At 63.3% G+C, this 24135-nt stretch carries 25 protein-coding genes; 15 read left to right on the forward strand and 10 right to left on the reverse strand.

The genetic code is table 11. The features are described 5' to 3' along the window. Nucleotides 1-11: 11 nt before the first annotated feature. Nucleotides 12-179 carry a hypothetical protein gene (locus NKH99_RS09700; protein ID WP_353013797.1) on the reverse strand — a complete coding sequence of 56 codons (168 nt, stop codon included), beginning with the start codon at nt 177-179 and terminating at the stop codon, nt 12-14. A 264-nt stretch (nt 180-443) separates the two neighbouring features. On the opposite strand from NKH99_RS09700, the gene NKH99_RS09705 reads away from it, so the two are divergent. Both NKH99_RS09705 and NKH99_RS09710 read left to right on the forward strand, forming a co-directional pair. After that, nucleotides 444-1361 carry an SMP-30/gluconolactonase/LRE family protein gene (locus tag NKH99_RS09705; RefSeq protein ID WP_353013799.1) on the forward strand — a complete coding sequence of 306 codons (918 nt, stop codon included), beginning with the start codon at nt 444-446 and terminating at the stop codon, nt 1359-1361. Nucleotides 1362-1393: 32 nt separating this feature from the next. Next, complete coding sequence (locus NKH99_RS09710; RefSeq protein ID WP_352540817.1) at nt 1394-1603, forward strand: tautomerase family protein; 210 nt, start codon at nt 1394-1396, stop codon at nt 1601-1603. A gap of 107 nt (nt 1604-1710) precedes the next feature. Here the strand turns inward: NKH99_RS09710 and NKH99_RS09715 are convergent, their stop codons facing one another. The 8 genes from NKH99_RS09715 to NKH99_RS09750 form a co-directional block, all read right to left on the reverse strand. After that, nucleotides 1711-2244: an NADPH-dependent FMN reductase gene (locus NKH99_RS09715; RefSeq protein ID WP_352767671.1), complete on the reverse strand. Its 534-nt coding sequence runs from the start codon at nt 2242-2244 to the stop codon at nt 1711-1713. A gap of 40 nt (nt 2245-2284) precedes the next feature. After that, nucleotides 2285-2905 (reverse strand): pyridoxamine 5'-phosphate oxidase family protein, encoded by a 621-nt coding sequence (locus tag NKH99_RS09720; RefSeq protein ID WP_352685342.1) that lies wholly within the window; start codon nt 2903-2905, stop codon nt 2285-2287. Between the two features lie 88 nt (nt 2906-2993). Continuing rightward, entirely contained in the window at nt 2994-3659 is a 666-nt protein-coding gene (locus NKH99_RS09725; protein WP_352493215.1) for a septation protein A, read from the reverse strand. A gap of 60 nt (nt 3660-3719) precedes the next feature. After that, on the reverse strand, nt 3720-5309 hold the full coding sequence (ftsY, locus tag NKH99_RS09730; RefSeq protein WP_353013801.1) for a signal recognition particle-docking protein FtsY: 1590 nt from the start codon (nt 5307-5309) through the stop codon (nt 3720-3722). An 11-nt stretch (nt 5310-5320) separates the two neighbouring features. Then, nucleotides 5321-6622: a tRNA (N(6)-L-threonylcarbamoyladenosine(37)-C(2))-methylthiotransferase MtaB gene (gene mtaB / locus NKH99_RS09735; protein WP_352493195.1), complete on the reverse strand. Its 1302-nt coding sequence runs from the start codon at nt 6620-6622 to the stop codon at nt 5321-5323. Beyond that, nucleotides 6622-7506, reverse strand: coding sequence for a diaminopimelate epimerase (gene dapF, locus NKH99_RS09740; RefSeq protein WP_352470815.1), 885 nt, complete (start codon nt 7504-7506; stop codon nt 6622-6624). Before dapF ends, mtaB begins: the two co-directional genes overlap by 1 nt. Nucleotides 7507-7579: 73 nt before the next feature. After that, nucleotides 7580-7741 (reverse strand): DUF1328 family protein, encoded by a 162-nt coding sequence (locus NKH99_RS09745; protein ID WP_031195454.1) that lies wholly within the window; start codon nt 7739-7741, stop codon nt 7580-7582. Nucleotides 7742-7811: 70 nt separating this feature from the next. After that, nucleotides 7812-8822 carry an MBL fold metallo-hydrolase gene (locus NKH99_RS09750; RefSeq protein WP_352540819.1) on the reverse strand — a complete coding sequence of 337 codons (1011 nt, stop codon included), beginning with the start codon at nt 8820-8822 and terminating at the stop codon, nt 7812-7814. 306 nt (nt 8823-9128) lie between these two features. Here NKH99_RS09750 and NKH99_RS09755 point away from each other — a divergent pair, with 306 nt between their 5' ends. Together NKH99_RS09755 and zapE are read left to right on the forward strand one after the other, a co-directional pair. Beyond that, complete coding sequence (locus NKH99_RS09755) at nt 9129-9668, forward strand: protease inhibitor Inh/omp19 family protein (protein WP_352493197.1); 540 nt, start codon at nt 9129-9131, stop codon at nt 9666-9668. A gap of 145 nt (nt 9669-9813) precedes the next feature. Further along, nucleotides 9814-11016, forward strand: a complete 1203-nt coding sequence (gene zapE / locus NKH99_RS09760) for a cell division protein ZapE (RefSeq protein WP_353013804.1) — start codon at nt 9814-9816, stop codon at nt 11014-11016. A 34-nt stretch (nt 11017-11050) separates the two neighbouring features. Here zapE and NKH99_RS09765 read toward each other — a convergent pair whose 3' ends face one another. Then, on the reverse strand, nt 11051-11476 hold the full coding sequence (locus NKH99_RS09765; RefSeq protein ID WP_353013806.1) for a GNAT family N-acetyltransferase: 426 nt from the start codon (nt 11474-11476) through the stop codon (nt 11051-11053). Nucleotides 11477-11709: 233 nt separating this feature from the next. Between NKH99_RS09765 and mdh the strand changes: the two genes are divergently transcribed. The 11 genes from mdh to lpdA all read left to right on the forward strand — a co-directional run bounded on the left by mdh (nt 11710) and on the right by lpdA (nt 23417). Further along, nucleotides 11710-12678, forward strand: a complete 969-nt coding sequence (mdh, locus tag NKH99_RS09770) for a malate dehydrogenase (protein ID WP_352456335.1) — start codon at nt 11710-11712, stop codon at nt 12676-12678. A 41-nt stretch (nt 12679-12719) separates the two neighbouring features. Then, the gene (gene sucC / locus NKH99_RS09775) at nt 12720-13916 is read left to right on the forward strand and encodes an ADP-forming succinate--CoA ligase subunit beta (protein ID WP_353013808.1); all 1197 of its coding nucleotides are present in this window, start codon (nt 12720-12722) and stop codon (nt 13914-13916) included. Continuing rightward, nucleotides 13916-14407, forward strand: a complete 492-nt coding sequence (locus NKH99_RS09780) for a hypothetical protein (protein WP_352540825.1) — start codon at nt 13916-13918, stop codon at nt 14405-14407. Before sucC ends, NKH99_RS09780 begins: the two co-directional genes overlap by 1 nt. A gap of 32 nt (nt 14408-14439) precedes the next feature. After that, nucleotides 14440-14811 (forward strand): cupin domain-containing protein, encoded by a 372-nt coding sequence (locus NKH99_RS09785; RefSeq protein WP_352615464.1) that lies wholly within the window; start codon nt 14440-14442, stop codon nt 14809-14811. Between the two features lie 2 nt (nt 14812-14813). Further along, entirely contained in the window at nt 14814-15311 is a 498-nt protein-coding gene (locus NKH99_RS09790) for a DUF1579 family protein (RefSeq protein ID WP_352767366.1), read from the forward strand. A 12-nt stretch (nt 15312-15323) separates the two neighbouring features. Beyond that, on the forward strand, nt 15324-16226 hold the full coding sequence (gene sucD / locus NKH99_RS09795; RefSeq protein ID WP_352920437.1) for a succinate--CoA ligase subunit alpha: 903 nt from the start codon (nt 15324-15326) through the stop codon (nt 16224-16226). A 126-nt stretch (nt 16227-16352) separates the two neighbouring features. Then, nucleotides 16353-19340, forward strand: coding sequence for a 2-oxoglutarate dehydrogenase E1 component (locus NKH99_RS09800; protein WP_352920440.1), 2988 nt, complete (start codon nt 16353-16355; stop codon nt 19338-19340). Nucleotides 19341-19369: 29 nt separating this feature from the next. After that, a complete protein-coding gene (gene odhB / locus NKH99_RS09805; RefSeq protein ID WP_353013811.1) occupies nt 19370-20689 on the forward strand; it encodes a 2-oxoglutarate dehydrogenase complex dihydrolipoyllysine-residue succinyltransferase in 1320 nt (439 codons plus the stop codon). 95 nt (nt 20690-20784) lie between these two features. Further along, a complete protein-coding gene (locus NKH99_RS09810) occupies nt 20785-21240 on the forward strand; it encodes a hypothetical protein (protein ID WP_502900017.1) in 456 nt (151 codons plus the stop codon). Further along, nucleotides 21237-21992 carry an SDR family oxidoreductase gene (locus tag NKH99_RS09815; protein ID WP_353013813.1) on the forward strand — a complete coding sequence of 252 codons (756 nt, stop codon included), beginning with the start codon at nt 21237-21239 and terminating at the stop codon, nt 21990-21992. Before NKH99_RS09810 ends, NKH99_RS09815 begins: the two co-directional genes overlap by 4 nt. Nucleotides 21993-22010: 18 nt before the next feature. Further along, entirely contained in the window at nt 22011-23417 is a 1407-nt protein-coding gene (gene lpdA / locus NKH99_RS09820) for a dihydrolipoyl dehydrogenase (protein WP_353013815.1), read from the forward strand. Nucleotides 23418-24135: the final 718 nt, after the last annotated feature.

Below are 24135 nucleotides of genomic sequence, written 5' to 3' on the forward strand. Positions count from 1 at the left end.
ATCCCATTCACTCAGCCGTAGATCTGCTTGTGGACCTGGTAGAGCATTTCTGAGCGGTCGGCGCGCATATCGGCGAGGTCGCGGCTGCTGAAGCTGTCGATTTCGGCGACGAGGCGGTTGTAATGCCGGCGCTTGGCGATGCTGGCGCGAGCGCGGCTCACGAGGCTGTCGATGATCATAGCGAGTTTCCTTTTGCGCCGCATTTCGCGGCCAGTTGTTCCTCCCTTGATCGATACGGAGCATGACATAGTTATGGTGCGTTGCAAAAATAAGATGTTGCAATGCACCATTGCGCTGGGCGCATAGCCGGTTAACGGGATGTGACCTGCCGTCCGGGCCAGCATTCGCTTCCATAATGCTTCAGACGCATCATCGATCTTGCCATATCGATCGCAGGCTGGCTTGATCGCGCCCTTGCCAAGCGACTGCTACCGGGAGGAACCATGGCCAGCGAATTCTACGAAGTTCTCGATCCGCGCTTTTCGCGGCTTTTCAACGGCAATGCACAGGTGGACAGGCTGTTTACCGGCTGCCGATGGGCGGAAGGACCGGCCTGGTTTGCAGCCGGGCGCTATGTGGTTTGGTCCGACATCCCGAACAATCGCATGCTGCGTTACGACGAGACCGACGGCAGCGTCAGCGTGTTCCGTCAGCCGTCCGGCAATTCCAACGGCGACACCGTCGACCGGCAAGGCCGGCTGGTTACTTGCGAGCATTCCGGCCGCCGCGTCAGCCGCACCGAGCATGACGGCTCGGTCATCACCATCACCGACAAATGGCGCGGCAAGCGGCTGAACTCGCCCAATGACGCGGTGGTCAAGTCCGATGGCTCGATCTGGTTCACCGATCCGAGCTACGGCATCGATACCGATTACGAGGGCGACAAGGCCGAAAGCGAAATCGGCGCCTGCCATGTCTACCGGGTCGATCCCGGCACCGGCGAGACCGAGGCGGTGATCACCGACATGGTCAGGCCCAACGGGCTCGCCTTCTCGCTCGACGAGCGCCAACTCTATGTCGCGGATACCGGCCGCACGCATGGTGCGCAAAATCCGGCACACATCCGGGTGTTCAATGTCGGCCAGGGCGGCAAGACGGTCTCAGGCGAAAAGGTCTTTGCCGACTGCACCGCCGGCCTGTTCGACGGTTTCAGGCTGGATGCGGACGGCCGCATCTGGACCAGTGCCGCCGACGGGGTCCATTGCTACGATCCAGACGGGACGCTGATCGGCAAGGTCAAGGTACCGGAAGTCGTTGCTAATTGCGTGTTCGGCGGCAACAAGCTGAACTGCCTCTACATCGCCGGCACGACCTCGCTCTACATGGTCCGGCTCATGGTCAACGGCGCCAAAACCTACTGAGCGGCCGCCAAGCATATGCAAGGGAGGGAACCATGCCATTCGTGAATATCCGCCTGGTCAAGGAGGTGATTGCCGACGACCCGGCCGGCAAAAAGGCCGCGATCGCCGCCCAGGTGACGGCGGCCATCACCGGCGTCACCGGCCTGACCAACAACGATGTCTGGGTGGTTTTCGAGGAGGTCGCTGCACGCGACTGGTTCGTCGGCGGGACCGACGTCGAGACGCGGAGGAGCAAGGGATAGTTCCCGGCACAGATTGGCCGCAGCTCCTAGCGTCGTCATCCCGGGGGCGGAGCAGGAGCGAAACTCCGTCGCGGAGACCCTGGGATGGCGAAAGCACGGTCCGGCGTTCACCGCGAGCGGATGAACTCCGCGAAGGCGGATAGGGCATCGCGCATCGTCAGCCGGTTTTCCGGCTGCGACAAGATATCCTCCACCTCCGGCGGCTTCTTGCCGAGCAGCGCTATTTCGAGCGCTGCTTCCTCATGGAGCGCAAAAGACATTGTCCGCATGATCTCGACCAGTGCGGCGCGGGCAAACAGCGAGCGCGGCGAGGCATGCACCAGCATGGCTGGCTTGCCAACGGCGGCATCGCGCGACACCAGCCAGTCAAGCGCGTTCTTCAGGCCGCCTGGCACACCGTGGGCATATTCCGGGCAGGAGACGATGACGCCGTCAGCGGCGGTGACCGCATCGATCAGCACTGCTGCTTGCGGCGGCGTCCGCTCGCCTTCGTCGTCGGGGTTGAAGATCGGCAGCCGGCCAAGTCCATCGTAGACGAAGACGTGACAGTCCGGCGGCGCGTTTTGCGCGAGTGCCGCGACCAGGGCCGAATTGGTCGAGGCGGCGCGCAGGCTGCCGGAGATGGCGAGGATGTTCAGCAAAGGAATGGAGACCGGCTTGGGCGATTCGTTGCCGGGCACGCTACCACATGGTCTCCCTGTATTCCTCATCCAGCCAGCGGTCGGTCGCCTCGGCCGAATCGGCGAGCGCCAGCTGGTCGCGCAGGATCTGGCCGAGCGTCGGCAGCGTCGCGCGGTCGTACCAGCTCTCCGGCTTCCACAGTTCGGAGCGCATGAAGGCCTTGGCGCAATGCATATAGGCGGCCTTGACCGTCACCACGACGACGCTTTGCGGCGCCTTGCCGTCGACCGCCAGCCGCTCGCGTAACGCCGCATCGACGGTGATGCGGGCATCGCCGTTGACACGCAGCGTCTCGTTCATGCCGGGAATGAGGAAGAGCAGCCCGACCGAGCGATTGAGAAGGATGTTCTCCAGCGTGTCGAGCCGGTTGTTGCCCGGCCGGTCGGGGATGGCGATGGTCTTCTCGTCGAGCACTGCCACAAAACCCGGCCTGTCGCCCTTGGGCGTCACATCGGCATTGCCGGCGCCGTCGGACGAGCCGATCAGCACGAACGGGCTCTTGCCGATGAATGAACGGCAGTGGCCGTCCAATGTCTTCAATTCCTTGCGGATCGAGCCGTCGGTCAGCCGAGGCGTCTTGTAGATCGTCCTCAACTCGTCGCGAGTGGTGATGAATTCCATGCCCTCTCCCCTTATTCTGATGCAATTCCCTAGGGAAAACGCTACGCGCTTTCCCGGGAAAACCGCTACACACTTTCCTGGAATTGCTCTATTTGCCGGCCTTCTCTTCCTTGCCGGCCTTGTCCTCGAGCGAATGGCGCAGGATCAACGGCATTTGGCTTAACGTGAAGACAAGGGTAATGGGAATCGTGCCCCAGACCTTGAAATAAAGCCAGGCTTCCTCAGAAAAGTTGCGCCACACGATCTCGTTCAGCGCAGCCAGAAAAAGGAAGAAGAGTCCCCATCGGAAAGTGAGCTTGCGCCAGCCTTCGGCGTCGAGATTGAAGGCGGAATCAAAGACATAGCCCAACAGCGATCTGCCAAACGCCAACCCGCCAAGCAACGTGATGCCGAACAGGCTGTTGATGATTGTCGGCTTCATGAAAGCGAAGGTCTTGTCCTGCAGCCACAGCGCCAGCGCGCCAAACACAAACACCACGATGGCCGAGACCAACGGCATGATCGGCCAGCTGCGCGTCAAAATCCACGAAACGCTGAGCGATAGCGCCGTCGCCACCATAAAGAACGCTGTGGCAATCAGGATAGGCTCGCCGATATGGCCGAGGATCGGAAACTTCCCGACAAGCCACGCGCCGCGGATGGTGGTGAAAAAGAACACCAGGCCAGGCCCGAGTTCGAGCAGGAATTTCAGGCCGGGGTTCAACGCCCTGCGTCGCGGATCGGACGGGTCGCCTTCGAGGATGGGTGGGTTCATAGCGTCCTTCTTACGCATGATCCAATCCAAAGAGCCTGCAACTTTTCGGAATCATGCTCGTCAAGCCACTCCAGCGATCGCCCTGGCGAATTCGCTTGCGGAAAAGGGTTCGAGGTCGTCGACCTGTTCGCCGACGCCGATGAAATAGACCGGCAATTTGTGCTTTGCCGCGATCGCCACCAGAATACCGCCGCGCGCCGTGCCGTCCAGCTTGGTCATTACCAGGCCGTTGACGCCGGCGACATTGCGGAAGATCTCGACCTGGTTGAGCGCATTCTGGCCGGTGGTGGCATCGACCGTCTGCAGCACGGTGTGCGGCGCTTCCGGATCGAGCTTGCCCAGCACCCGGACGATCTTTTCCAGTTCCGCCATCAGTTCGGTCTTGTTCTGCAGCCGCCCGGCGGTGTCGATGATCAGCACGTCGGAGCCGGCCTCCTTCGCGCGCTCGAATGCATCGTAGGCGAGGCCGGCGGCATCGGCGCCGAGCTTCGAGGCAATGACCGGCGAGTTGGTACGCTCGCCCCAGATCTTCAGCTGCTCGATCGCGGCGGCGCGAAAAGTGTCGCCGGCGGCGAGCATCACCGAGAGGCCGCCATCGGTCAGCTTTGCCGCCAGCTTGCCGATGGTTGTGGTCTTGCCGGTGCCGTTGACACCGACGACCAGGATGACATGCGGCTTGTGGCTGAGATCGAGTTCTAGCGGCATGGCGACATGGGTCAGTACCTTCTCCACCTCGGCCGCCATGATGGCGCGGACTTCGGTGTCGGAGACGTCCTTGCCGTAGCGGCTGGCGGAGAGCGCGTCGGTAACGCGCAAAGCCGTCTCCATGCCGAGATCGGCGCGGATCAGCACGTCCTCCAGGTCCTGCAGCGTGTCCTCGTCAAGCTTCCGCTTGGTGAAGACGCCGGCGATGTTGCCCGACAGCTCCCGGGACGAGCGGGCAAGCCCGTCTCGCATGCGCTGGAACCAGGAACGCCTCGGCGCCGGTTCGGGCGCCTTCTGCGGCTCGGCTTTCTGCTCGACCTTCTTGGTTACGGTGACTTTGCCGGGGGCGGGCTTTGGCTCCGGCGCTGGTTGCGGAACGGCTTCCGGCTCGGGCTTTACCTCCCCCTCGATGGGAGGGTGGGGCGCCGGCACGACCTCCGGTTCGGGCGCGATCTCGGTCAAGATCGGTTTCGTCTCGGCCGGCGCTGGCTGGCGGATCGGGGGCGGTATTTCGGCGGGCGGGACTTCGCGCTCTGGCGCTGCAGAGGGAGCCTCGGTGGGCACTAACGGCACTTCGACGGCTGCAGGTTCCGGCTGGGAGGGGACGATTTCTGGCTGCTGCGGCTCGGCCCGGATCTCCTCCGGTTCCTCAGCAGGCGTTTCCGGCTCGGGTGGAATGGTCGGCGGCGGCTCAGGCTTCTGCTCTTCCGGCGCCGGTTGCGGTGCCGGAGGCAACTCTGGTTCGACTAGCGGTGGAGGTACGGCTTCGACTTCGGGCCGCGATTCTTCGCGTTTCAAAAACTCCGGGACGGCCTGCTCGGCGGCCGGTTTCAGCGCCTCCAGTTCGTCCCATTTGATCGGCGGCAGCGGCGCGGCCTCGTCGGGCCGCTCCTCGACGACTTCCTTCTTGCCGAACGAAAATATCTTCTTGAAAAACCCAGCCATGTCTTGCGCTCTCAGGCGGCACGGGCGGCAAGCGGCGCGGCGATCAGTCGGATACCGTCATGGCCGGCGATATCAGCCTCGACAATGTCGCCCGGAGCGCCGGCAGAGACCGCGGCCAGCGTAAACCCTTCGGTGCGGCCAAGGCCGTCACGCTCGACCAGGATCGACTGATGCGTTCCAGCGAGCGAGGCAAGATGGCGGCGATAGGCGGCCTCGCCGGCGGCGCGCAGGCGTGCCGCGCGTTGCTTGACGACGTCGCGGCGGAGCTGCGGCATGCGCGCGGCGGGCGTGCCATGGCGCGGCGAAAACGGGAAGACGTGGAGATGCGTCAGGCCGCATTCCTCGACGATCTCCAGCGAGTTTTCGAACATGGCGTCCGTCTCGGTCGGGAAGCCGGCGATGATGTCGGCGCCGAAAACAATGCCGGGGCGCAGTTTGCGCACATCCTCGCAAAAGCGGATCGACTGGTCGCGGCTGTGCCGGCGCTTCATCCGCTTCAGAATCATGTCGTCACCCGATTGCAGCGACAGATGCAGATGCGGCATCAGCCTCGGCTCGGTGGCGATGGCGTCCAGCAGATCGTCGTCGGCTTCGATCGAGTCGATCGAGGAAAGCCGCAGGCGTTTCACGTCTGGCACCTGCTTCAGGATGGTCTTGACCAATTTGCCGAGCTTCGGTGCGCCCGGCAGATCGGCGCCAAAACTGGTCATGTCGACGCCCGTCAGCACGATCTCGGCATAACCATTGCCGACGAGTCGCTTGATCTGCTCGACCACGGCGCCCATCGGCACCGAGCGCGAATTGCCGCGACCGTACGGAATGATGCAGAAGGTGCAGCGGTGGTCGCAGCCGTTCTGCACCTGGACAAAAGCGCGCGCCCGGCCCTCGATGGCGTCGACCATGTGGGCGGCCGTCTCGCGCACCGAAAAGATATCGTTGACGCGCGCCTTCTCAGTGTCGTTGACGCCGAAATCCGGCAGCGCGCGATAGGAATGCGCCTTCAGCTTTTCCTCATTGCCGAGGACGAGATCGACCTCGTCCATGGCGACGAAATCCTGCGGGCCGGTCTGCGCGGCACAGCCGGTGACGATGATGCGGGCGGCCGGGTTCTCACGGCGGGCTTTTCTGATCGACTGCTTGGCCTGGCGTACAGCCTCGCCGGTGACGGCGCAGGTGTTGAAGATGATGGCGCCGCCTTCGAGGCCGCCGAGGCCCGCAATTTCGGCTTCACGCCGCATCACCTCGGATTCATAGGTGTTCAGCCGGCAGCCGAAGGTGACGACCTCGATACCCTTGTTGCCAAGAGGAGCCATCAGGCGGCGCTTTCGGTGTCGCGCGCCCACGCCCCGGTCGACGGATCGAAGCTGCCGGAAAATTCCCATTCGGCGGCACCGGTGAGGATGACGTGGTCGTCGTCGCGCCACAAAACATGCAGCGAGCCGCCGCCGGGCGTCATCAGCGTGACGCCGCGGCCGGTACGCCGGGTGCGGGACGCGGCGACTACAGCGGCGCAAGCAGCCGTGCCGCAGGCCTTGGTCAGGCCGGCGCCGCGCTCCCAGGTGCGGATGGCCATGGTCTCCGGCGAGGTCACCTGCGCGATGGTGATGTTGGCGCGCTCGGGGAAGATCGGGTGGTTTTCGAGCAGCGGGCCGAAGCGCTCGAGCTCGTACGACCAGACGTCGCGGTCGACCCAGAAGATGGCGTGCGGATTGCCCATCGAGACGACCGACGGCGAATGCAGCACCGGAGCATCGATCGGGCCGATCTGCAGCTCGATCATGCGGGTGTCGCGGAATTCCTCGGCCAGCGGGATGTCCTGCCAGCCAAAGCGCGGCCTGCCCATGTCGACCGAGATCATTCCGTCGGCATGTTCCTCGGCATTGAGGATGCCGGCGACTGTTTCAAAGGCAAATGTCTTCTGGCCGGTCTCGGCGGCGAGCGCCTGGACGACACAACGCATGCCGTTGCCGCAGGCTTGCGCCCTGGTTCCGTCGGAATTCAAGATGTCGATGAAAAAGGCGGTGCCCGGCGTCCTGGGGTCGTGGATCGCCATGATCTGGTCGAACCTGGTCGCCGCATCGGCATTAAGCGCGACGGCTGCCGCAGGCGTCACGCGATCGGCACGGCCACGCATATCGGCAACGATGATTTCGTTGCCAATGCCGTTCATCTTGGCGAAAGGGGCCGCGCTTGCCATCGATCGAAAGGTCTCTTGCCGTTTGGCGCCTATATGGCGGATAGCGGCAGAAATTACCAGCGCGGCGTGATTTTCAAGTCACCGCGAAGACGCCAAGCACGATCAACAGGAAGATGATCAGCACGATGCCGATGAGGATGCGCGCGCCGGTGGCGGCGGCTCCGGCCAGTGCCGGCATGCCGAGCAGGCTCGCCGCGGCCGCGATAATCAAAAGAATGATGATCCACCTGATCATGAGAGACACCTCGCAGGCGACAAGTTTGAACACCTACAAACGTCTATGTGATGCCTTAGGTTCCGCCGCGCTAGACCGCCGGCACGTCCCAGACTTCGCCCGGCCGCAAGGCGCGAAAACGTTGCCGCGGCAGGCCGGCAGCATCGAGCGCTTCGCCGAGCTTTCTGGGCGGCTCGTCGATCGGCTCGTTGGTGAGCCGGAACGTGCCCCAGTGACAGCCGGCTGCATAGGCGGCGTTGCACAAAAGCATGCCTTGCACCGCCTCCTCCGGATCCTGGTGATGTGGCGCCATGAACCAGCGCGGCTCGTAGGCGCCGATCGGCAGGATGGCGAGGCGGAAGCCGCCGTGCTTTTGCGCCATCAGCCGGTAATTGATGCCACCGTGGAAGCCGGTATCGCCGGCGAAATAGATCTTTGCGTCGGGTGTCTCGACGACGAAACCCGCCCACAGCGCCATGCGCCGGTCGCGAGTACCGCGGGCCGACCAGTGGTGCACCGGCTCGACATGGACGGCGACGCCATCGCCGATATCGACCCGGTCGCCCCAGTCATGCGCGGAAAGCCTCATACGGGGCACGGCAGCGCCGATGATCGTGTCGTTGCCGAGCGGCGTCAGCAGCAGCGGGTCGTGTCTTGTCTTCAGGCGCTTCAGCGTGGCGAGGTCGAGATGGTCGTAATGGTTGTGACTGACCAGCACGAGGTCGATCGGCGGCAAATGCGAAAACGCGATGCCCGGCGGATTGACGCGTTTCGGCCCGGCGAAGGAGAGCGGCGAGACGCGTCGCGACCAGACCGGGTCGGTCAGGATGTTCAGGCCGGCTGTCTGGACGAGCAGCGAGGAATGACCGACCATGGTGAGGCGCAGCGCAGAACCATCGATGCGCTCGACCGGTCTTGCCGGTGGAAACGGGCTCGGATCCGCCGCCGGCCATTTCGAGCGCTCGCGGCTCAATTGCCATTTCAACAGATCGGCAAAGCGACCGGGCGGCCGTCCGTCGGGATTGAAGAACAAGGTGCCGTCGAAATGATCGCTGGGCGGCCCGCTGTAATAGCGGTTGGCGGCTCTCTTTCTCGCGGCCAAGAAATCGGCTCCCTGCAGTTTGCTGATCGCCAAGAGATAATGCCGGCGCCGGCCCGCACAAGCATTTGAGGTGAACGCCAGGGATTTGGCGCCAGCGCGCCGTATCGAAATCAACCGGAGGTGTCGGCCAAACGGCCAAGGCGTAACGCAATTTCAGGCAATGTGCATTTTGCGACAAATTTGCAACATTACCGGCGCAAACCGTATTTTAACCATATCGGGTTGAAATTTCGCCACCTTCTCCATCTTGGTGAGGGGGACATTGCGCGGACGGCACCCCCAGCCCGATCCGACGGAGGTTGAAGAATGAAATTTTCGAAAACCGGCCTGCTGGCCGTATCGCTGGCCGCGCTCGTTGCGAGCGGCTGTTCAACCTCACGGTTCACATCGATGGACGAGCAGCAGCCGGCGCCGCTGGAAGCTGCGCCCGCCGGCAAGGTGACCGCAAACCAGCTGCCGCCGCCGGCGACACCCGGCCCGGCCGATCCGTCGAAATTTCCGACCGCGCCGCAGAACACCCAGGTCGCCTCGCTGCCGCCGGACGGGACGGCGCCGGCCGGTGCGGCCGACCTTACCGCGTCCAGCGTCGCCGGCGTGTGGAAGGCAAGCGTGTCCGGCCAGAGCTGTCAGGTGGCGACGCCGCAAACCAAATTCGGTTCGGGCTACCGCGCCGGACCGCTGCATTGCCCGGCGCCGCTCGATGGCATCAAATCCTGGAACGTCGCCGGCAAGCAACTGACGCTCTACGACGAGAATGGCGGCACGCTGGCACGGCTTTATTCCTCAGGCGGCGAGAAATTCGACGGCCAGACTTCCAACGGCCTGCCGATCTCGCTTACAAGGTAAGAGAACGGCCCCCCATTGTTACGCAATTCCGGACAGAAAACCGCTGCACACTTTTCTTGGAATTGCTCTCTTTTGTTTTTTACGCAATTCCGGACAGAAAACCGCTGCACACTTTTCTTGGAATTGCTCCGGAACGACGTGACCAATGCATCTGCGTGACGGCCTCCAGACTCATGCGACCGTCAAGCAGCGCTATGATCATCTGGTCGAGACGGGCGCCATCGGGCGCGATCCGGCGCAGGAGCGGATCGCCGCTGCGCTCGACCGGCTGATCGAAGAGATATCGGCAAAGCGGCTGGCGCAGAAATCAAGCGCGCTGGGGTGGTTGTTCGCCCGCAAGCGCGAGGTGCACGAGGCGGTCAAGGGCCTTTATATCCATGGCGGCGTCGGCCGCGGCAAGACCATGCTGATGGACATGTTTTTCGAGCTGCTGCCGGTGCGGCGCAAGCGCCGGGTGCATTTCAACGACTTCATGGCCGACGTGCAGGACCGCATCCAGAAGCACCGACAGGCTCGCAAGAACGGCACGGCCAAGGAGGACGATCCGATCCCGCCGGTGGCGCGCGCGCTGGCCGAGGAAGCCTGGGTGCTATGCTTCGACGAGTTCTCCGTCACCGACATCGCCGATGCGATGATCCTGTCAAGGTTGTTTTCGGCGTTGTTTGCCAATGGCGTGGTGCTGGTTGCCACTTCCAATGTTGCGCCGCAGGATCTCTACCGCGACGGCCTGAACCGTCAGTTGTTTTTGCCGTTTGTCGCTATCCTGGAGCGCCACGCGCAGGTGCTGGCGCTTGACGCCGACAAGGATTACCGCCTCGACAAGCTCAGCCGCATGCCGGTCTACATCACCCCGGCCGATGCCGCCGCCGACCATGCGCTCGACGACGCGTGGGCGGTGATGACACATGGCAGGCCGACGGCCGAGACGATGCTGACGGTGAAGGGCCGGCACGTCATGGTGCCGCGGGCTGCAGGGGAGGCTGCGCGGTTTTCCTTCGCCGATCTCTGCGAGAGGCCGCTCGGCGCCCGCGACTATCTTGCCATTGCCAGCCGCTTCTCGACCATCTTCATCGACCGTGTGCCGGTGCTCGGCGAAGGCAAGCGCAACGAAGCCAAGCGCTTCATCCTGCTGGTCGATACGCTCTACGATCATCATGTACGGCTGGTGCTGAGCGCCGCGGCACCGCCGGCGCAGCTCTATACGGCCAAGCGCGGCAACGAAGTCTTCGAGTTCGAGCGCACCGCATCGCGGCTGATCGAGATGCAGAGCCACGACTGGCTGGAGGACTGGGCGAAGAGGCAGAGGGCGCAGGGATCATCGACGGAGGCACGGCAGGCACAGGCGTGAGGGATAGTACCGAAGGGGGCGCTGCCGCCGGCGCCTATAATCGATAAACATACATGACGAACCCCTCCGCCGGCCCATGCGGCTCTTTTCGCGACTCGTAAAGTGCGCGAGCAGCAACATTGTCCGGCTCGGTGCCGACCCACGCCTCCTCACAATGCTCGCGACCGAGTGCGAACATGGCGCCGAGCATCCTCGTCGCAATGCCCTGGCGTTGAAAGGCCGGCGCCACGCCGACCTCGTCTACGTAGAGTTCGCTCACCTTGTCCGGGTGGCGGTGGATGACGGCTGCGCATTGGCCAACGACGATGCCGTCGGCGAGGGCCACGACCATGAAATGACCGGGCTCCGCGAGATAGGCGGAGAGCCGATCCGGCCCGACCGGCTCGTCGAAGACTTCGTCGGCAACCCGCATCACAAGGGCGTCATCGCCAGGAAACAGCCTTCTGATTTCCAGTGCCATTGTGTAGAATTCCTCTAGTCGGCTTCAGAATTTTGACGTTTACGTAAGTCCCATTGTTTCTAACCGATTGAAATTACTCACTCCAAAATAATCGTTTGAATTTTTGTGCGGCCGGGGCTATTGCGTGCGGCGAATTTCGCGGTTCCGCAGCATTCCGGCCTCTTCCTCCGACGCCGTCATCAAATCGTCAAGGATTTGGGTCGCCGTCATAGTCAAAGGGAAAACATCCTGACATGGCACGCAACAAGATAGCGCTCATCGGCTCGGGCATGATCGGCGGCACCCTCGCCCACATGGTCGGCCTCAAGGATCTCGGCGACGTCGTGCTGTTCGATATCGCCGAAGGCATCCCCCAAGGCAAGGGACTGGACATCGCGCAGTCGTCGCCGGTCGATGGGTTCGACTCGAGGCTGACCGGCGTCAACGACTATGCCGGCATCGAGGGCGCCGATGTCTGCATCGTCACCGCCGGCGTGCCGCGTAAGCCCGGCATGAGCCGCGACGATCTTCTAGGCATCAATCTGAAGGTGATGGAGCAGGTCGGCGCCGGCCTCAAGAAATACGCGCCGAAAGCCTTCGTCATCTGCATCACCAATCCGCTCGACGCCATGGTCTGGGCGCTGCAGAAGTTTTCCGGCCTGCCCAAGAGCCATGTCGTCGGCATGGCCGGCGTGCTCGACAGTTCGCGCTTTCGTTATTTCCTGGCCGAGGAATTCAAGGTCTCGGTCGAGGACGTCACCGCCTTCGTGCTCGGCGGCCATGGCGATTCCATGGTGCCGATGATCCGCTATTCGACGGTTGCCGGCATCCCGCTGCCCGACCTCATCAAGATGGGCTGGACCTCGAAAGAGCGGCTCGACCAGATCGTGCAGCGCACCCGCGACGGCGGCGCCGAGATCGTCGGCCTGCTCAAGACCGGCTCTGCCTTTTATGCGCCGGCCGCCTCGGCCATCGCCATGGCCGAAGCCTATCTCAAGGACAAGAAGCGGGTGCTGCCCTGTGCGGCGTACCTCTCCGGCCAATATGGCGTCAAGAACACCTATGTCGGCGTTCCCGTGGTAATCGGCGCCGGCGGCGTCGAGCGGATCATCGAGATCGAGCTCGCGAAGAGCGAGCAGAAGATGTTCGACAATTCGGTCGCGGCGGTGCAGGGCCTGTGCGACGCCTGCGTCAAGATCGCTCCGCATCTCGCGGCCAAGTAAGCCGGTAACCAAGCCCGCCAAGCAAGCTGGAGACATAGCGCATGAACATCCATGAGTATCAGGGCAAGGCGCTGCTGAAAGGCTTTGGCGCACCCGTGGCCGAGGGCGTGCCGGTGTTCAAGGCGAGCGAGGCGGAAGCTGCCGCCAAGGCGCTGCCCGGCCCACTCTATGTGGTCAAGAGCCAGATCCATGCCGGCGGCCGCGGCAAGGGCAAGTTCAGGGAGCTCGGGCCCGATGCCAAGGGCGGCGTCAGGCTGGCGAAGTCGGAGGCCGAGGTCGTCGCCAACGCCGAGGAGATGCTCGGCCATACGCTGGTCACCAAGCAGACCGGCCCGGCCGGCAAGCAGGTCAACCGGCTCTATATCGAGGACGGCGCCGACATCGAGCGCGAGCTCTATCTGTCGATCCTGGTCGACCGCTCGGTCGGGCGCGTCGCCTTCGTCGTCTCGACCGAGGGCGGCATGGACATCGAGGCGGTCGCCCACGACACGCCGGAAAAGATCATCACCGTCGCCATCGACCCGGAAAAGGGCGTGACTGCGGACGATGTGAGGAAGCTCAACGCGGCGCTGAAGCTCGACGGCGACGCCGCCAAGGATGGCGCCACGCTGTTCCCCATCCTCTACAAGGCCTTTGTCGAGAAGGACATGAGCCTGCTCGAGGTCAACCCTTTGATCGTCATGAGGAGCGGCCGGCTGCGCGTTCTCGACGCCAAAGTGTCGTTCGACAACAATGCGCTGTTTCGCCACCCGGACGTGCTCGAATTGCGCGACACCACCGAAGAGGACGAGAAGGAGATCGAGGCGTCGAAATACGACCTCGCCTATGTCGCGCTCGACGGCAATATCGGCTGCATGGTCAACGGCGCCGGCCTCGCCATGGCAACGATGGACATCATCAAGCTCTATGGCGCCGAGCCGGCCAACTTCCTCGATGTCGGCGGCGGCGCGTCGAAAGAAAAGGTGACGGCGGCGTTCAAGATCATCACCAAGGATCCGGCGGTCAAAGGCATTCTGATCAACATCTTCGGCGGCATCATGAAGTGCGACATCATCGCCGAGGGCGTCATCGCCGCGGTCAAGGAAGTCGGCCTGCAAGTGCCGCTGGTGGTGCGGCTGGAAGGCACCAATGCCGAGCTCGGCAAGAAGATCATCAACGACAGCGGGCTGAACGTGGTGTCGGCCGATGACCTCGATGACGCAGCCAAGAAGATTGTCGCGGCGGTGAAGGGCGACTGATGCATCGGTTGCTGGCCATAGCGCTCTGCGGCATGGCTTTTTGGGCCAGCGCTGCTGCGGCCGCGGATAGTTCGAAGTCGCCCGCCTGGATCGGCAAGAGGGTCAATCTCTTCATGAACTTATGTCCGGCAACGGCGCCCAGCTTCGGCCGGTTCAACGCGGTTGCCCGGCAAAGCGGGTTCAAGGCCGGATCCGACGGGCTACAAGTCTACAAGGCTACGGAAATCGTTGCCTCAATCAAGAGTTCGAACGGTCGCTGCGACTGCCTGGTCTCCTTCGGCACCAACGATCCGAAGCTGGCCGCCAACATGATCCTGAAAAGGCTTCTGACCAAATATGGCAGCAGTTTCCAAGCCGATGATGACCCCAAGTCCCTTGGTGAATTGAGAACGTCTGGCGGCAATTTATCGGTGCAGATCGTGACGATCCGGCGCGCCGGGGGCCGATGGATCGGTGCTGTCGTTCACGGAAACCAAAAATGTCCAGCTTGAAAACAGAACTTCAGGGTCAAGGTTGATAGGCGATGCCTCCGCACAAGATAAACCTCGTCGAGGCGGCGGATCAGAAGATCAAGAAGGTCTTCGATCCGCATATCGCCGGCGACGTGAACGACAGCCAGGTCAAGATCGCCAAATTCGGCGACGTCTTCGACTGGCACGCGCATGACAATGAAGACGAAGCATTCTTGGTGCTGCGCGGCCGCATCGCCATCGATTTCCGCGACGGCACGGTTGAGCTTGGCAGCGGCGAGTTCATCGTTGTGCCGCGCGCCGTCGAGCACCGGCCGCGCTCGCTCAGCGAACAGCCGGTGGTGCTGATGTTCGAGCCGGCGACGACGCTCAACACCGGCAATGCTAAGAGCGACCTCACCGTCGCCGATCTCAAGCGGCTCTGACCATGAACGCTGCGCCCTTCTCCTCACTCTCGGCCGATCACCAGCGCCTGCGGGCGCTGGTCGGAGCGTGGCGCGGCGAGGAAGAGGTGTCGGCCACGAAATGGGCCGACGGCGGAACAGCGAGTTCGGAAATACTGGCAGAGGCACAGTTCGGCGGCCTGTTCGTAGTGCAGCGCTATCGCCAGCGCCGCGACGGCACGGTTTCGTTCGGCGCGTACAGCGTGTTCGGCTTCGACCAGCAAAACAAAATCGTCACCATGCACCAGTTCGATTCGATGGGTTTCGTGCCGATGTCGCCGGCCAAAGGCAGCTGGAACGGCACGGAGCTGGTTCTGGAGCGGTCGTCGCAGCGCGGCTCCGCGCGTGTGACTTATATTTTCGACAATGCCGATGCCTTCCGCATGCGACTGCATTTCAAACCTGCCGGCGGCGATGGCTGGCAAGACATGGTGAGCGGCGTCTACCGGCGCGTCTCGCCTTCCTCGATCAACGGTTTTTAGAAAAGGGCTCCGATGTCCATTCTCGTCGACAAGAACACCAAGGTGCTGGTGCAGGGCCTGACCGGCAAGACCGGCACGTTTCACACTGAACAGGCGCTCGCCTATCACGGCACAAAGATGGTCGGCGGCATCCACCCCAAGAAGGGCGGCGAAACCTGGACCGGCGCCAAGGGCGAGGCGCTTCCGATCTTCGCCACCGTAGCCGAAGGCAAGGCCAGGACCGGCGCCAACGCTTCGGTCGTCTACGTGCCGCCGGCGGGTGCTGCCGAAGCGATCCTGGAAGCGATCGAGGCCGAGATCCCGCTGATCGTCTGCATCACCGAGGGCATACCGGTGATGGACATGATCAAGGTCAAGGCGAGGCTCGACCGTTCGACGTCGCGGCTGATCGGGCCGAACTGCCCCGGCGTGCTGACCCCCGACGAATGCAAGATAGGCATCATGCCCGGCAACATCTTCCGCAAGGGCTCGGTCGGCGTTGTTTCCCGCTCGGGAACGCTTACCTATGAGGCGGTGTTCCAGACCACCAATGTCGGCCTCGGCCAGACCACCGCCGTCGGCATCGGCGGCGACCCGGTCAAAGGCACGGAGTTCATCGACGTGCTGGAGATGTTCCTCGCCGACGACGAGACCAAGTCGATCATCATGATCGGTGAAATCGGCGGTTCGGCCGAGGAAGACGCCGCGCAATTCCTCAAGGACGAGGCAAAGCGCGGCCGCAGCAAGCCGATGGCCGGCTTCATCGCCGGGCGCACCGCACCGGCGGGCCGCACCATGGGCCATGCGGGCGCGGTCATCTCCGGCGGCAAGGGCGGCGCGGAAGACAAGATCGCGGCGATGGAATCGGCCGGCATCAAGGTTTCGCCGTCGCCGGCCCGGCTCGGCACGACGCTGGCCGAGGCGATCAAGGGTTAGGGGAGTAAGGGAGTACGGGAATAGGGGAGTAGGGAACAAGACGAGGGCATTTGCCCTACTCCCTTACTCCCCGATTCCCTTACTCCCCTCCAACAAAGGAGACGAAGCAAAGGCTTCGACAGTGACATGGCAAGACAAGATCAGGCCAACGACCAATTTTCGCTTACCTCTTTCCTCTATGGCGGCAATGCCGATTATATCGACGCGCTCTATGCCGCCTATGAGGACGATCCCGCTTCGGTCGATCCCGAATGGCAGGACTTCTTCGCGGCGCTGAAGGATGACGCCGGCGACGTGCGCAGGAACGCCAAGGGCGCCTCTTGGGCCAAGCCCACCTGGCCGATGCAGGCCAATGGCGAGCTGGTCTCGGCGCTGGACGGCAATTGGGGTTTGATCGAAAAGCACATCGAAAAAAAGGTCAAGGACAGGGCGGCCGGCAACGGCGCAGCGCTTTCCGACGCCGACGTGCATCAGGCGACGCGCGATTCCGTCCGCGCCATCATGATGATCCGCGCCTTCCGCATGCGCGGCCATTTGCACGCCAATCTCGATCCGCTGGGCATTGCCAAGCCGCTCGAGGATTATAACGAGCTGTCGCCGGAGAATTACGGCTTCACCGAAGCCGATTACGACCGGCCGATCTTCCTCGACAATGTGCTCGGGCTGGAATTCGGCACCATCCGGCAGATGCTCGATATCCTGACCCGGACCTATTGCTCGACGCTCGGCGTCGAATTCATGCATATTTCCGATCCCGAGGAGAAGGCCTGGATCCAGGCGCGCATCGAGGGCACCGACAAGGAGATCTCCTTCACCGCCGCCGGCAAGAAGGCGATCCTGCAGAAGCTTGTCGAGGCGGAAGGCTTCGAGCAATTCATCGATGTCAAGTACAAGGGCACCAAGCGCTTCGGCCTCGATGGCGGCGAGTCGCTGATCCCGGCGCTGGAGCAGATCATCAAGCGCGGCGGCCAGCTCGGCATGAAGGAGATCGTGCTCGGCATGGCGCATCGCGGCCGGCTGAACGTGCTGTCGCAGGTGATGGCCAAGCCGCACCGCGCCATTTTCCATGAGTTCAAGGGCGGCTCCGCCGCGCCCGACGAGGTCGAGGGCTCGGGCGACGTGAAGTACCATCTCGGTGCCTCGTCGGATCGCGAGTTCGACGGCAACAAGGTGCATCTGTCGCTGACCGCCAATCCCTCGCATCTGGAAATCGTCGACCCGGTGGTGATGGGCAAGGCGCGCGCCAAACAGGACTATCTGTTCGGCCGCAGCCGCGAGGAGATCGTGCCGCTGGAAGAGCGTGCTAAGGTGCTGCCCTTGCTGCTGCATGGCGACGCCGCCTTTGCCGGCCAGGGCGTGATTGCCGAAATCCTCGGCCTGTCGGGCCTGCGCGGCCACCGCGTCGCCGGCACGCTGCATTTCATCATCAACAACCAGATCGGCTTCACCACCAACCCGCGCTTCTCGCGCTCGTCGCCCTATCCGTCCGACGTGGCCAAGATGATCGAGGCGCCGATCTTCCACGTCAATGGCGACGATCCGGAAGCCGTGGTCCATGCGACCAAGGTGGCGATCGAATTCCGCATGAAGTTCCACAAGCCTGTCGTGGTGGACATGTTCTGCTACCGCCGCTTCGGCCACAATGAGGGCGACGAGCCCGCCTTCACCCAACCGATCATGTATCGCAAGATCCGCAACCAGAAGACGACGGTGCAGATCTATGCCGACCGGCTGATTTCCGAAGGCCACATCACCCAGGCCGAGTTCGAAAAGATGAAGGCCGATTGGCGGGCGCATCTCGAGCAGGAATTCGAGGTGGGCCAGCATTACAAGCCGAACAAGGCGGACTGGCTGGACGGCGCGTGGTCCGGCCTGCGCTCGGCCGACAACCAGGACGAACAGCGGCGCGGCAAGACCGCCGTGCCGGTCAAGATGCTGAAGGAGATCGGCAAGAAACTGACCGAGGTGCCGAAGGATTTCGAGGCGCACAGGACGATCATCCGCTTCCTCGACAACCGCCGCCAGGCGATCGAGTCCGGCGAAGGCATCGACTGGTCGACGGCCGAGGCGCTGGCCTTCGGCGCCATCCTGCTCGACGGCAATCCGATCCGGCTGTCCGGACAGGATTCGGAGCGCGGCACCTTCTCGCAGCGCCATTCCGTGCTCTACGACCAGCGCGACGAGACACGCTACATTCCGCTCAACAATCTGTCGGCGGCGCAGGCCGGCTTCGAGGTCATCAACTCGATGCTGTCGGAAGAGGCCGTGCTCGGCTTCGAATATGGCTACTCGCTGGCCGAGCCGAAGGCGCTGACGCTGTGGGAAGCGCAGTTCGGCGACTTCGCCAACGGCGCCCAGGTGGTGTTCGACCAGTTCATCTCGTCGGGCGAGCGCAAATGGCTCAGAATGTCGGGCCTCGTCTGCCTGCTGCCGCATGGCTATGAAGGCCAGGGGCCGGAGCATTCGTCGGCCCGGCTCGAGCGCTTCCTGCAGCTTTGTGCCGAAGACAACATGCAGGTCGCCAACGTCACGACGCCGGCCAATTACTTCCACATCTTGCGCCGGCAATTGAAGCGGGACTTCCGTAAGCCGCTGATCCTGATGACGCCGAAGTCGCTGCTGCGCCACAAGCGGGCGGTATCGACGCTGCCGGAAATGTCGGGCGAAAGCGCCTTTCACCGGCTGTTGTGGGACGACGCGCAGCTGCTGTCAGGCCAGGCCATCAAGCTCACCAAGGATTCGAAAATCCGCCGTGTCGTGCTCTGTTCGGGCAAGGTCTATTACGACCTCTACGAAGAGCGCGAGAAGCGCGGCATCAACGACATCTATTTGCTGCGCGTCGAGCAGCTCTATCCGTTCCCGGCCAAGGCGCTGATCACCGAACTGTCGCGCTTTCGCAATGCCGAGATGGTGTGGTGCCAGGAGGAGCCCAAGAACATGGGCGCCTGGTCGTTCATCGATCCGTATCTCGAATGGGTGCTGGCGCATATCGACGCCAAGCATCAGCGGGTGCGCTATACCGGCCGGCCGGCCGCCGCCTCGCCGGCGACCGGATTGATGTCGAAGCATCTCGCCCAGCTTGCCGCCTTGCTCGACGACGCGCTTGGTGAATAGAACAGAACCGAAAGAAACGGACAGGCACAATGGCAACCGAAATCCGCGTCCCGACACTTGGTGAATCCGTCACCGAGGCGACCATCGGCAAATGGTTCAAGAAGGTCGGCGACGCGATCGCCGCCGATGAGCCGCTGGTCGAGCTCGAAACCGACAAGGTGACGGTGGAAGTGCCGGCCGCCGCCGCGGGCACGCTCGCCGAGATCGCCGTCAAGGAAGGCGAGACGGTCGGCGTCGGCGCACTGCTCGGCACGATTTCGGCAGGCGCCGGCGCGGCAGCCAATGCCGCCGCTCCGGCGGAGAAAGCCGCCGCTCCGGCGGAGAAACAGGATGCGGTGTCGCAGGCTTCGGCTCCCACCGCAGCCTCGAGCGTCAAGCAGGCCGCTGCCGAGACGGCCAAGATCGCCGGCGACGCCGGCGCAATCGAGACGCGCACGATGCCGCCGGCACCGTCGGCGGCAAAGCTGCTGGCCGAGCACAATCTCGCAGTCGACCAGGTGTCGGGCTCGGGCAAGCGCGGCCAGGTGCTGAAAGGCGACGTGCTCGACCTGATCGCCAGGGGCGCGCCGTCGCAGCCGGCCGAAATGCCGAAGGCCGCGCCTGTACCGGCACCCGTTGCCGCGCGCGCGCCATCCTCGGCCGACGATGCCTCGCGCGAGGAGCGCGTGCGCATGACCAAGCTGCGCCAGACCATCGCGCGCCGCCTCAAGGAAGCGCAATCGACCGCCGCCATGCTGACCACCTTCAACGAGGTCGACATGAGCGCGGTGATGGCGCTCCGAACCAAATACAAGGACGTGTTCGAGAAGAAGCACGGCGTGAAGCTCGGCTTCATGGGCTTCTTCACCAAGGCCGTCACCCATGCGCTGAAGGAGATCCCGTCGGTCAATGCCGAGATCGACGGCACCGATATCATCTTCAAGAACTACGCTCATATCGGCGTTGCCGTCGGTACCGAGAAAGGCCTTGTCGTGCCGGTTGTGCGCAACGCCGACCAGATGTCCATCGCCGAAATCGAGAAGGACATCGGCAGGCTGGGGCTTGCGGCGCGCGACGGCAAGCTCTCCGTCGCCGATATGCAAGGCGGCACGTTCACGATTTCCAACGGTGGCGTTTACGGGTCGCTGATGTCGACGCCGATCCTCAATGCGCCGCAGTCGGGCATTTTGGGCATGCACAAGATCCAGGAGCGGCCGGTGGTGGTCGGCGGCCAGATCGTCATCCGGCCGATGATGTATCTGGCGCTGTCCTACGACCACCGCATCGTCGACGGCAAGGAAGCGGTGACCTTCCTGGTGCGGGTCAAGGAAAGCCTGGAGGATCCTGAGCGGCTGGTGCTCGACCTCTAGGGGCGGCCGACGTGAGCCGGAGCATGGATCTGCGCCGCCGGATGAGTTCGTCTCGTTTCCGGTCCGGTTTGTTTGTCACAATCTGCGCACTCGGCGTGCAGACGGTCTCCGCGGCCCTCGCCGCCTGCCCGCTCGAGCTCGCCGTCCATGGCGATCCTGAGAACGCCGCCGAGATCGATTTCAGGCCGACCGGCGAGTCGGCCGCCGTCACCAACAGCTTCAAGATGGTGCTCGACAAGGGCGTCGTGCTCGACGGCATCGTCATGTGGACCGAGAGCGCGGCGCGGCCGCATGGCTCGCTGATGTACAAATGCCCGGCCGGCGACGTCACCGGCGACGAGCTCGCCGCCTGCACCGTGTGGGAGGGCGTCATCTACACTGCCGACGACCATGGCAATATCGCGTTGCTGCCGGGCGAAGGAAAGGATGCGCCGAAGAAGCTGATCCTGCCCGATCTGGGAGCGTCGTTGCAGATGTCGGCGGCCTACGGCGCCAACGGCTTTTCCAAGGTGCCCTGGGACGTCTTTGCCCTGAAAGGATGTCAGGAATGAGCGCGAGCGGAAAGATCCTGCTGATGACCGGCGGCAGCCGCGGCATCGGCGCCGCTACATGCAGGCTTGCCGCCAGGGCCGGCTATCGTATTGCGGTCAATTACATGTCGAATGCAAAAGCCGCCGAAACGGTGGTCGCCGACATCGAGGCTGCTGGCGGAGAAGCCTTTGCGGTCAAGGGCGATGTCGGCAGCGAGACGGACGTGTTGGCCATGTTCGAGGCTGTCGATGCCCGTTTCGGTCGGCTCGACGCGCTCGTCAACAATGCCGGCGTGGTCGACCAGAGCGCGCGCGTCGACGAGCTGAGCGCTGCGAGGCTGGAGCGCATGATGCGCATCAATGTGATCGCGCCGATGCTTTGCGCCCGCGAGGCGGTGAAGCGGATGTCGACCAGGCATGGCGGCAAGGGCGGTGCCATCGCCAATGTTTCTTCGATCGCGGCAAGGCTTGGCGGGCCGGGTCAATATGTCGACTACGCCGCCTCCAAGGGCGCGGTCGATTCCTTCACCGTCGGGCTTGCCCGCGAAGTGGCCGGCGAAGGCATTCGTGTCAACGCGGTCAGCCCGGGCATCATCGACACCGAAATTCATGCCTCCGGCGGTCAGCCGGATCGGGCCGAGAGAATGCGCAAGGTGGTGCCTATGCAGCGCGTCGGCACCGCCGAGGAAGTCGCAGCCGCAATTCTCTGGCTGCTGTCGGACGAGGCGTCCTACACAACCGGCGCCAATCTGGAAATCGGCGGCGGCCGCTAAAGCAAAAGGGACAGTATCATGGCCTATGACGTCGTTATCATCGGATCGGGACCAGGCGGCTATGTCTGCGCCATCAAGGCGGCGCAGCTCGGTCTGAAGACGGCGGTGGTCGAAAAGAACCCGACCTTCGGCGGTACCTGCCTCAACATCGGCTGCATCCCGTCAAAGGCGCTGCTGCATGCGTCCGAGATGTTTGCCGAGGCCGGCCATTCCTTCGAGGCGCTCGGCGTCGAGATCGGCGCGCCCAAGCTCAACCTTGGGAAGATGATGGCACACAAGGATGCGACGGTGACGGCCAACGTCAATGGCGTCGCCTTCCTGTTCAAGAAGAACAAGATCGACAGTTTTCGTGGCACCGGCAAGGTGGTTGCGGCCGGCAAGGTGTCGGTGACCTCCGATGACGGCAAGGTCGAGGAGATCGAGACCAAGAACATCGTCATCGCCACCGGCTCCGACGTCGCCGGCATTCCCGGCGTCAAGGTCGATTTCGATGAGAAGGTGATCGTCTCGTCGACCGGCGCGCTGTCGCTGGACAAGGTGCCGGGCCATCTGGTGGTGGTCGGCGGTGGTGTCATCGGTCTGGAGCTCGGCTCGGTATGGGCGCGGCTCGGCGCCAAGGTCACCGTGGTCGAGTTCCTCGACACCATCCTGGGCGGCATGGATGGCGAGGTCTCCAAGCAGTTCCAGCGCCTGCTGTCGAAGCAGGGCTTTGAGTTCAGGCTGGGCGCCAAGGTGACCGGCGTCGCCAAGGCCAAGAAGGGGGCGACGGTTACCTTTGAGCCGGTCAAGGGCGGAGCAGCCGAGACGATCGAGGCGGACGCGGTGCTGATTGCGACGGGACGACGGGCCTATTCGGACGCTCTCGGGCTGAAGGAGACCGGCGTCGACGTCGATGAGCGCGGCCGGGTCAAGACCGACGGCCATCTCCGGACCAACGTGCCTGGCATCTATGCCATCGGCGATGTCATCGCCGGGCCGATGCTTGCCCACAAGGCTGAGGACGAGGGCGTGGCGGTGGCCGAAACCATCGCCGGCCAGGCCGGTCATGTGAACTATGACGTGATTCCGAGCGTCGTCTACACCACGCCGGAAATCGCCTCGATCGGCAAGACCGAAGAAGAATTGAAAAAGGCCGGCGTCGACTACAAGGCCGGAAAATTCCCGTTCAGCGCCAATGGCCGCGCGCGCGCCATGCTGCACACCGACGGCTTTGTGAAAATCCTGGCCGACAAGGCCAGCGACCGTGTACTCGGCGTCCACATCGTCGGCTTCGGCGCCGGCGAGATGATCCACGAGGCGGCCGTGCTGATGGAATTTGGCGGCTCGTCGGAAGACCTAGCCCGCACCTGTCACGCCCATCCGACAATGTCGGAAGCGGTAAAGGAGGCGGCATTGGCGACGTTCTTCAAGCCGATCCATATCTGAGCGGTTGAATCGCAGGCGACGGTGGCGATTGGCGAAATAGCCAATCTCCCCCAAGTGGCCCCAAGTGGGGAGATGTCCGGCAGGACAGAGAGGGGCGCGAAGGATCACCACAGACGGCTTCCATTCTCAACCGCAGATGGATTCCAGGGTCTCCGCGATGTCGCTTCGCTCCTGCTCCGCGCTGGATGACGAAGATGAAGTTGGCCCATGGCTAATCGCAGCTCAGAGCATCGACGGCTGCTCCCCAAAAAAACGGCCCGCCTTTCAGCGGACCGTTCATATATTAAATCAGCAGTCTGATTACTGAGCCGGTGCCGGCGCTGGTGCTGGTGCCGGGGCCGGGGCCGGCGCCGGAGCCGGAGCCGGAGCGGGCGTTGCCGGAGCTGGCGCAGGAGCCGGTTCGGCTGGTTTCATCGGCTCGGCCGGCGCTGGGGCGGGAGCTGGTGTGCTGGCTGCGGGCGGTTCGGCAGGCGCAGGTGCCTCGCTACGTCTTCCAAAAACATAATAGGCGACAATTGCCAGGATAACGACGACCAGGGCAATCAGCCAGCCGCTGCCGCCGCCGCTTGGCCGTGCGGAGCCCGGCGAGGTGAATGGGTCGTTCGGATTGGGTGTGTTCGCCATAAAAGTGTCCTCCGTGGATGAAAAACATCAAGTAATAGCCATCAACGTACAATCGTTGAATCGGTTTCACATTAGGCGTTGAAAACGCCGAAAA

The organism is Mesorhizobium sp. M0854 (assembly GCF_040319815.1).
Classification (GTDB): Bacteria; Pseudomonadota; Alphaproteobacteria; order Rhizobiales; family Rhizobiaceae; genus Mesorhizobium.

What these genes read in the sequence shown, in the direction of transcription:
- NKH99_RS09800 (WP_352920440.1), top strand. Translation starts at nt 16,353, where the DNA reads ATGGCAAGACAAGATCAGGCCAACGACCAATTTTCGCTTACCTCTTTC.
- NKH99_RS09790 (WP_352767366.1), top strand. Translation starts at nt 14,814, where the DNA reads ATGAACGCTGCGCCCTTCTCCTCACTCTCGGCCGATCACCAGCGCCTG.
- NKH99_RS09710 (WP_352540817.1), top strand. Translation starts at nt 1,394, where the DNA reads ATGCCATTCGTGAATATCCGCCTGGTCAAGGAGGTGATTGCCGACGAC.
- NKH99_RS09720 (WP_352685342.1), bottom strand. Translation starts at nt 2,905, where the DNA reads ATGGAATTCATCACCACTCGCGACGAGTTGAGGACGATCTACAAGACG.
- mtaB (WP_352493195.1), bottom strand. Translation starts at nt 6,622, where the DNA reads ATGGCTCCTCTTGGCAACAAGGGTATCGAGGTCGTCACCTTCGGCTGC.
- NKH99_RS09815 (WP_353013813.1), top strand. Translation starts at nt 21,237, where the DNA reads ATGAGCGCGAGCGGAAAGATCCTGCTGATGACCGGCGGCAGCCGCGGC.
- lpdA (WP_353013815.1), top strand. Translation starts at nt 22,011, where the DNA reads ATGGCCTATGACGTCGTTATCATCGGATCGGGACCAGGCGGCTATGTC.
- mdh (WP_352456335.1), top strand. Translation starts at nt 11,710, where the DNA reads ATGGCACGCAACAAGATAGCGCTCATCGGCTCGGGCATGATCGGCGGC.
- ftsY (WP_353013801.1), bottom strand. Translation starts at nt 5,309, where the DNA reads ATGGCTGGGTTTTTCAAGAAGATATTTTCGTTCGGCAAGAAGGAAGTC.
- NKH99_RS09765 (WP_353013806.1), bottom strand. Translation starts at nt 11,476, where the DNA reads ATGGCACTGGAAATCAGAAGGCTGTTTCCTGGCGATGACGCCCTTGTG.
- sucC (WP_353013808.1), top strand. Translation starts at nt 12,720, where the DNA reads ATGAACATCCATGAGTATCAGGGCAAGGCGCTGCTGAAAGGCTTTGGC.
- odhB (WP_353013811.1), top strand. Translation starts at nt 19,370, where the DNA reads ATGGCAACCGAAATCCGCGTCCCGACACTTGGTGAATCCGTCACCGAG.
- NKH99_RS09785 (WP_352615464.1), top strand. Translation starts at nt 14,440, where the DNA reads ATGCCTCCGCACAAGATAAACCTCGTCGAGGCGGCGGATCAGAAGATC.
- sucD (WP_352920437.1), top strand. Translation starts at nt 15,324, where the DNA reads ATGTCCATTCTCGTCGACAAGAACACCAAGGTGCTGGTGCAGGGCCTG.
- NKH99_RS09705 (WP_353013799.1), top strand. Translation starts at nt 444, where the DNA reads ATGGCCAGCGAATTCTACGAAGTTCTCGATCCGCGCTTTTCGCGGCTT.
- zapE (WP_353013804.1), top strand. Translation starts at nt 9,814, where the DNA reads ATGCATCTGCGTGACGGCCTCCAGACTCATGCGACCGTCAAGCAGCGC.
- NKH99_RS09725 (WP_352493215.1), bottom strand. Translation starts at nt 3,659, where the DNA reads ATGAACCCACCCATCCTCGAAGGCGACCCGTCCGATCCGCGACGCAGG.
- NKH99_RS09755 (WP_352493197.1), top strand. Translation starts at nt 9,129, where the DNA reads ATGAAATTTTCGAAAACCGGCCTGCTGGCCGTATCGCTGGCCGCGCTC.
- NKH99_RS09745 (WP_031195454.1), bottom strand. Translation starts at nt 7,741, where the DNA reads ATGATCAGGTGGATCATCATTCTTTTGATTATCGCGGCCGCGGCGAGC.
- NKH99_RS09780 (WP_352540825.1), top strand. Translation starts at nt 13,916, where the DNA reads ATGCATCGGTTGCTGGCCATAGCGCTCTGCGGCATGGCTTTTTGGGCC.
- NKH99_RS09700 (WP_353013797.1), bottom strand. Translation starts at nt 179, where the DNA reads ATGATCATCGACAGCCTCGTGAGCCGCGCTCGCGCCAGCATCGCCAAG.
- dapF (WP_352470815.1), bottom strand. Translation starts at nt 7,506, where the DNA reads ATGGCAAGCGCGGCCCCTTTCGCCAAGATGAACGGCATTGGCAACGAA.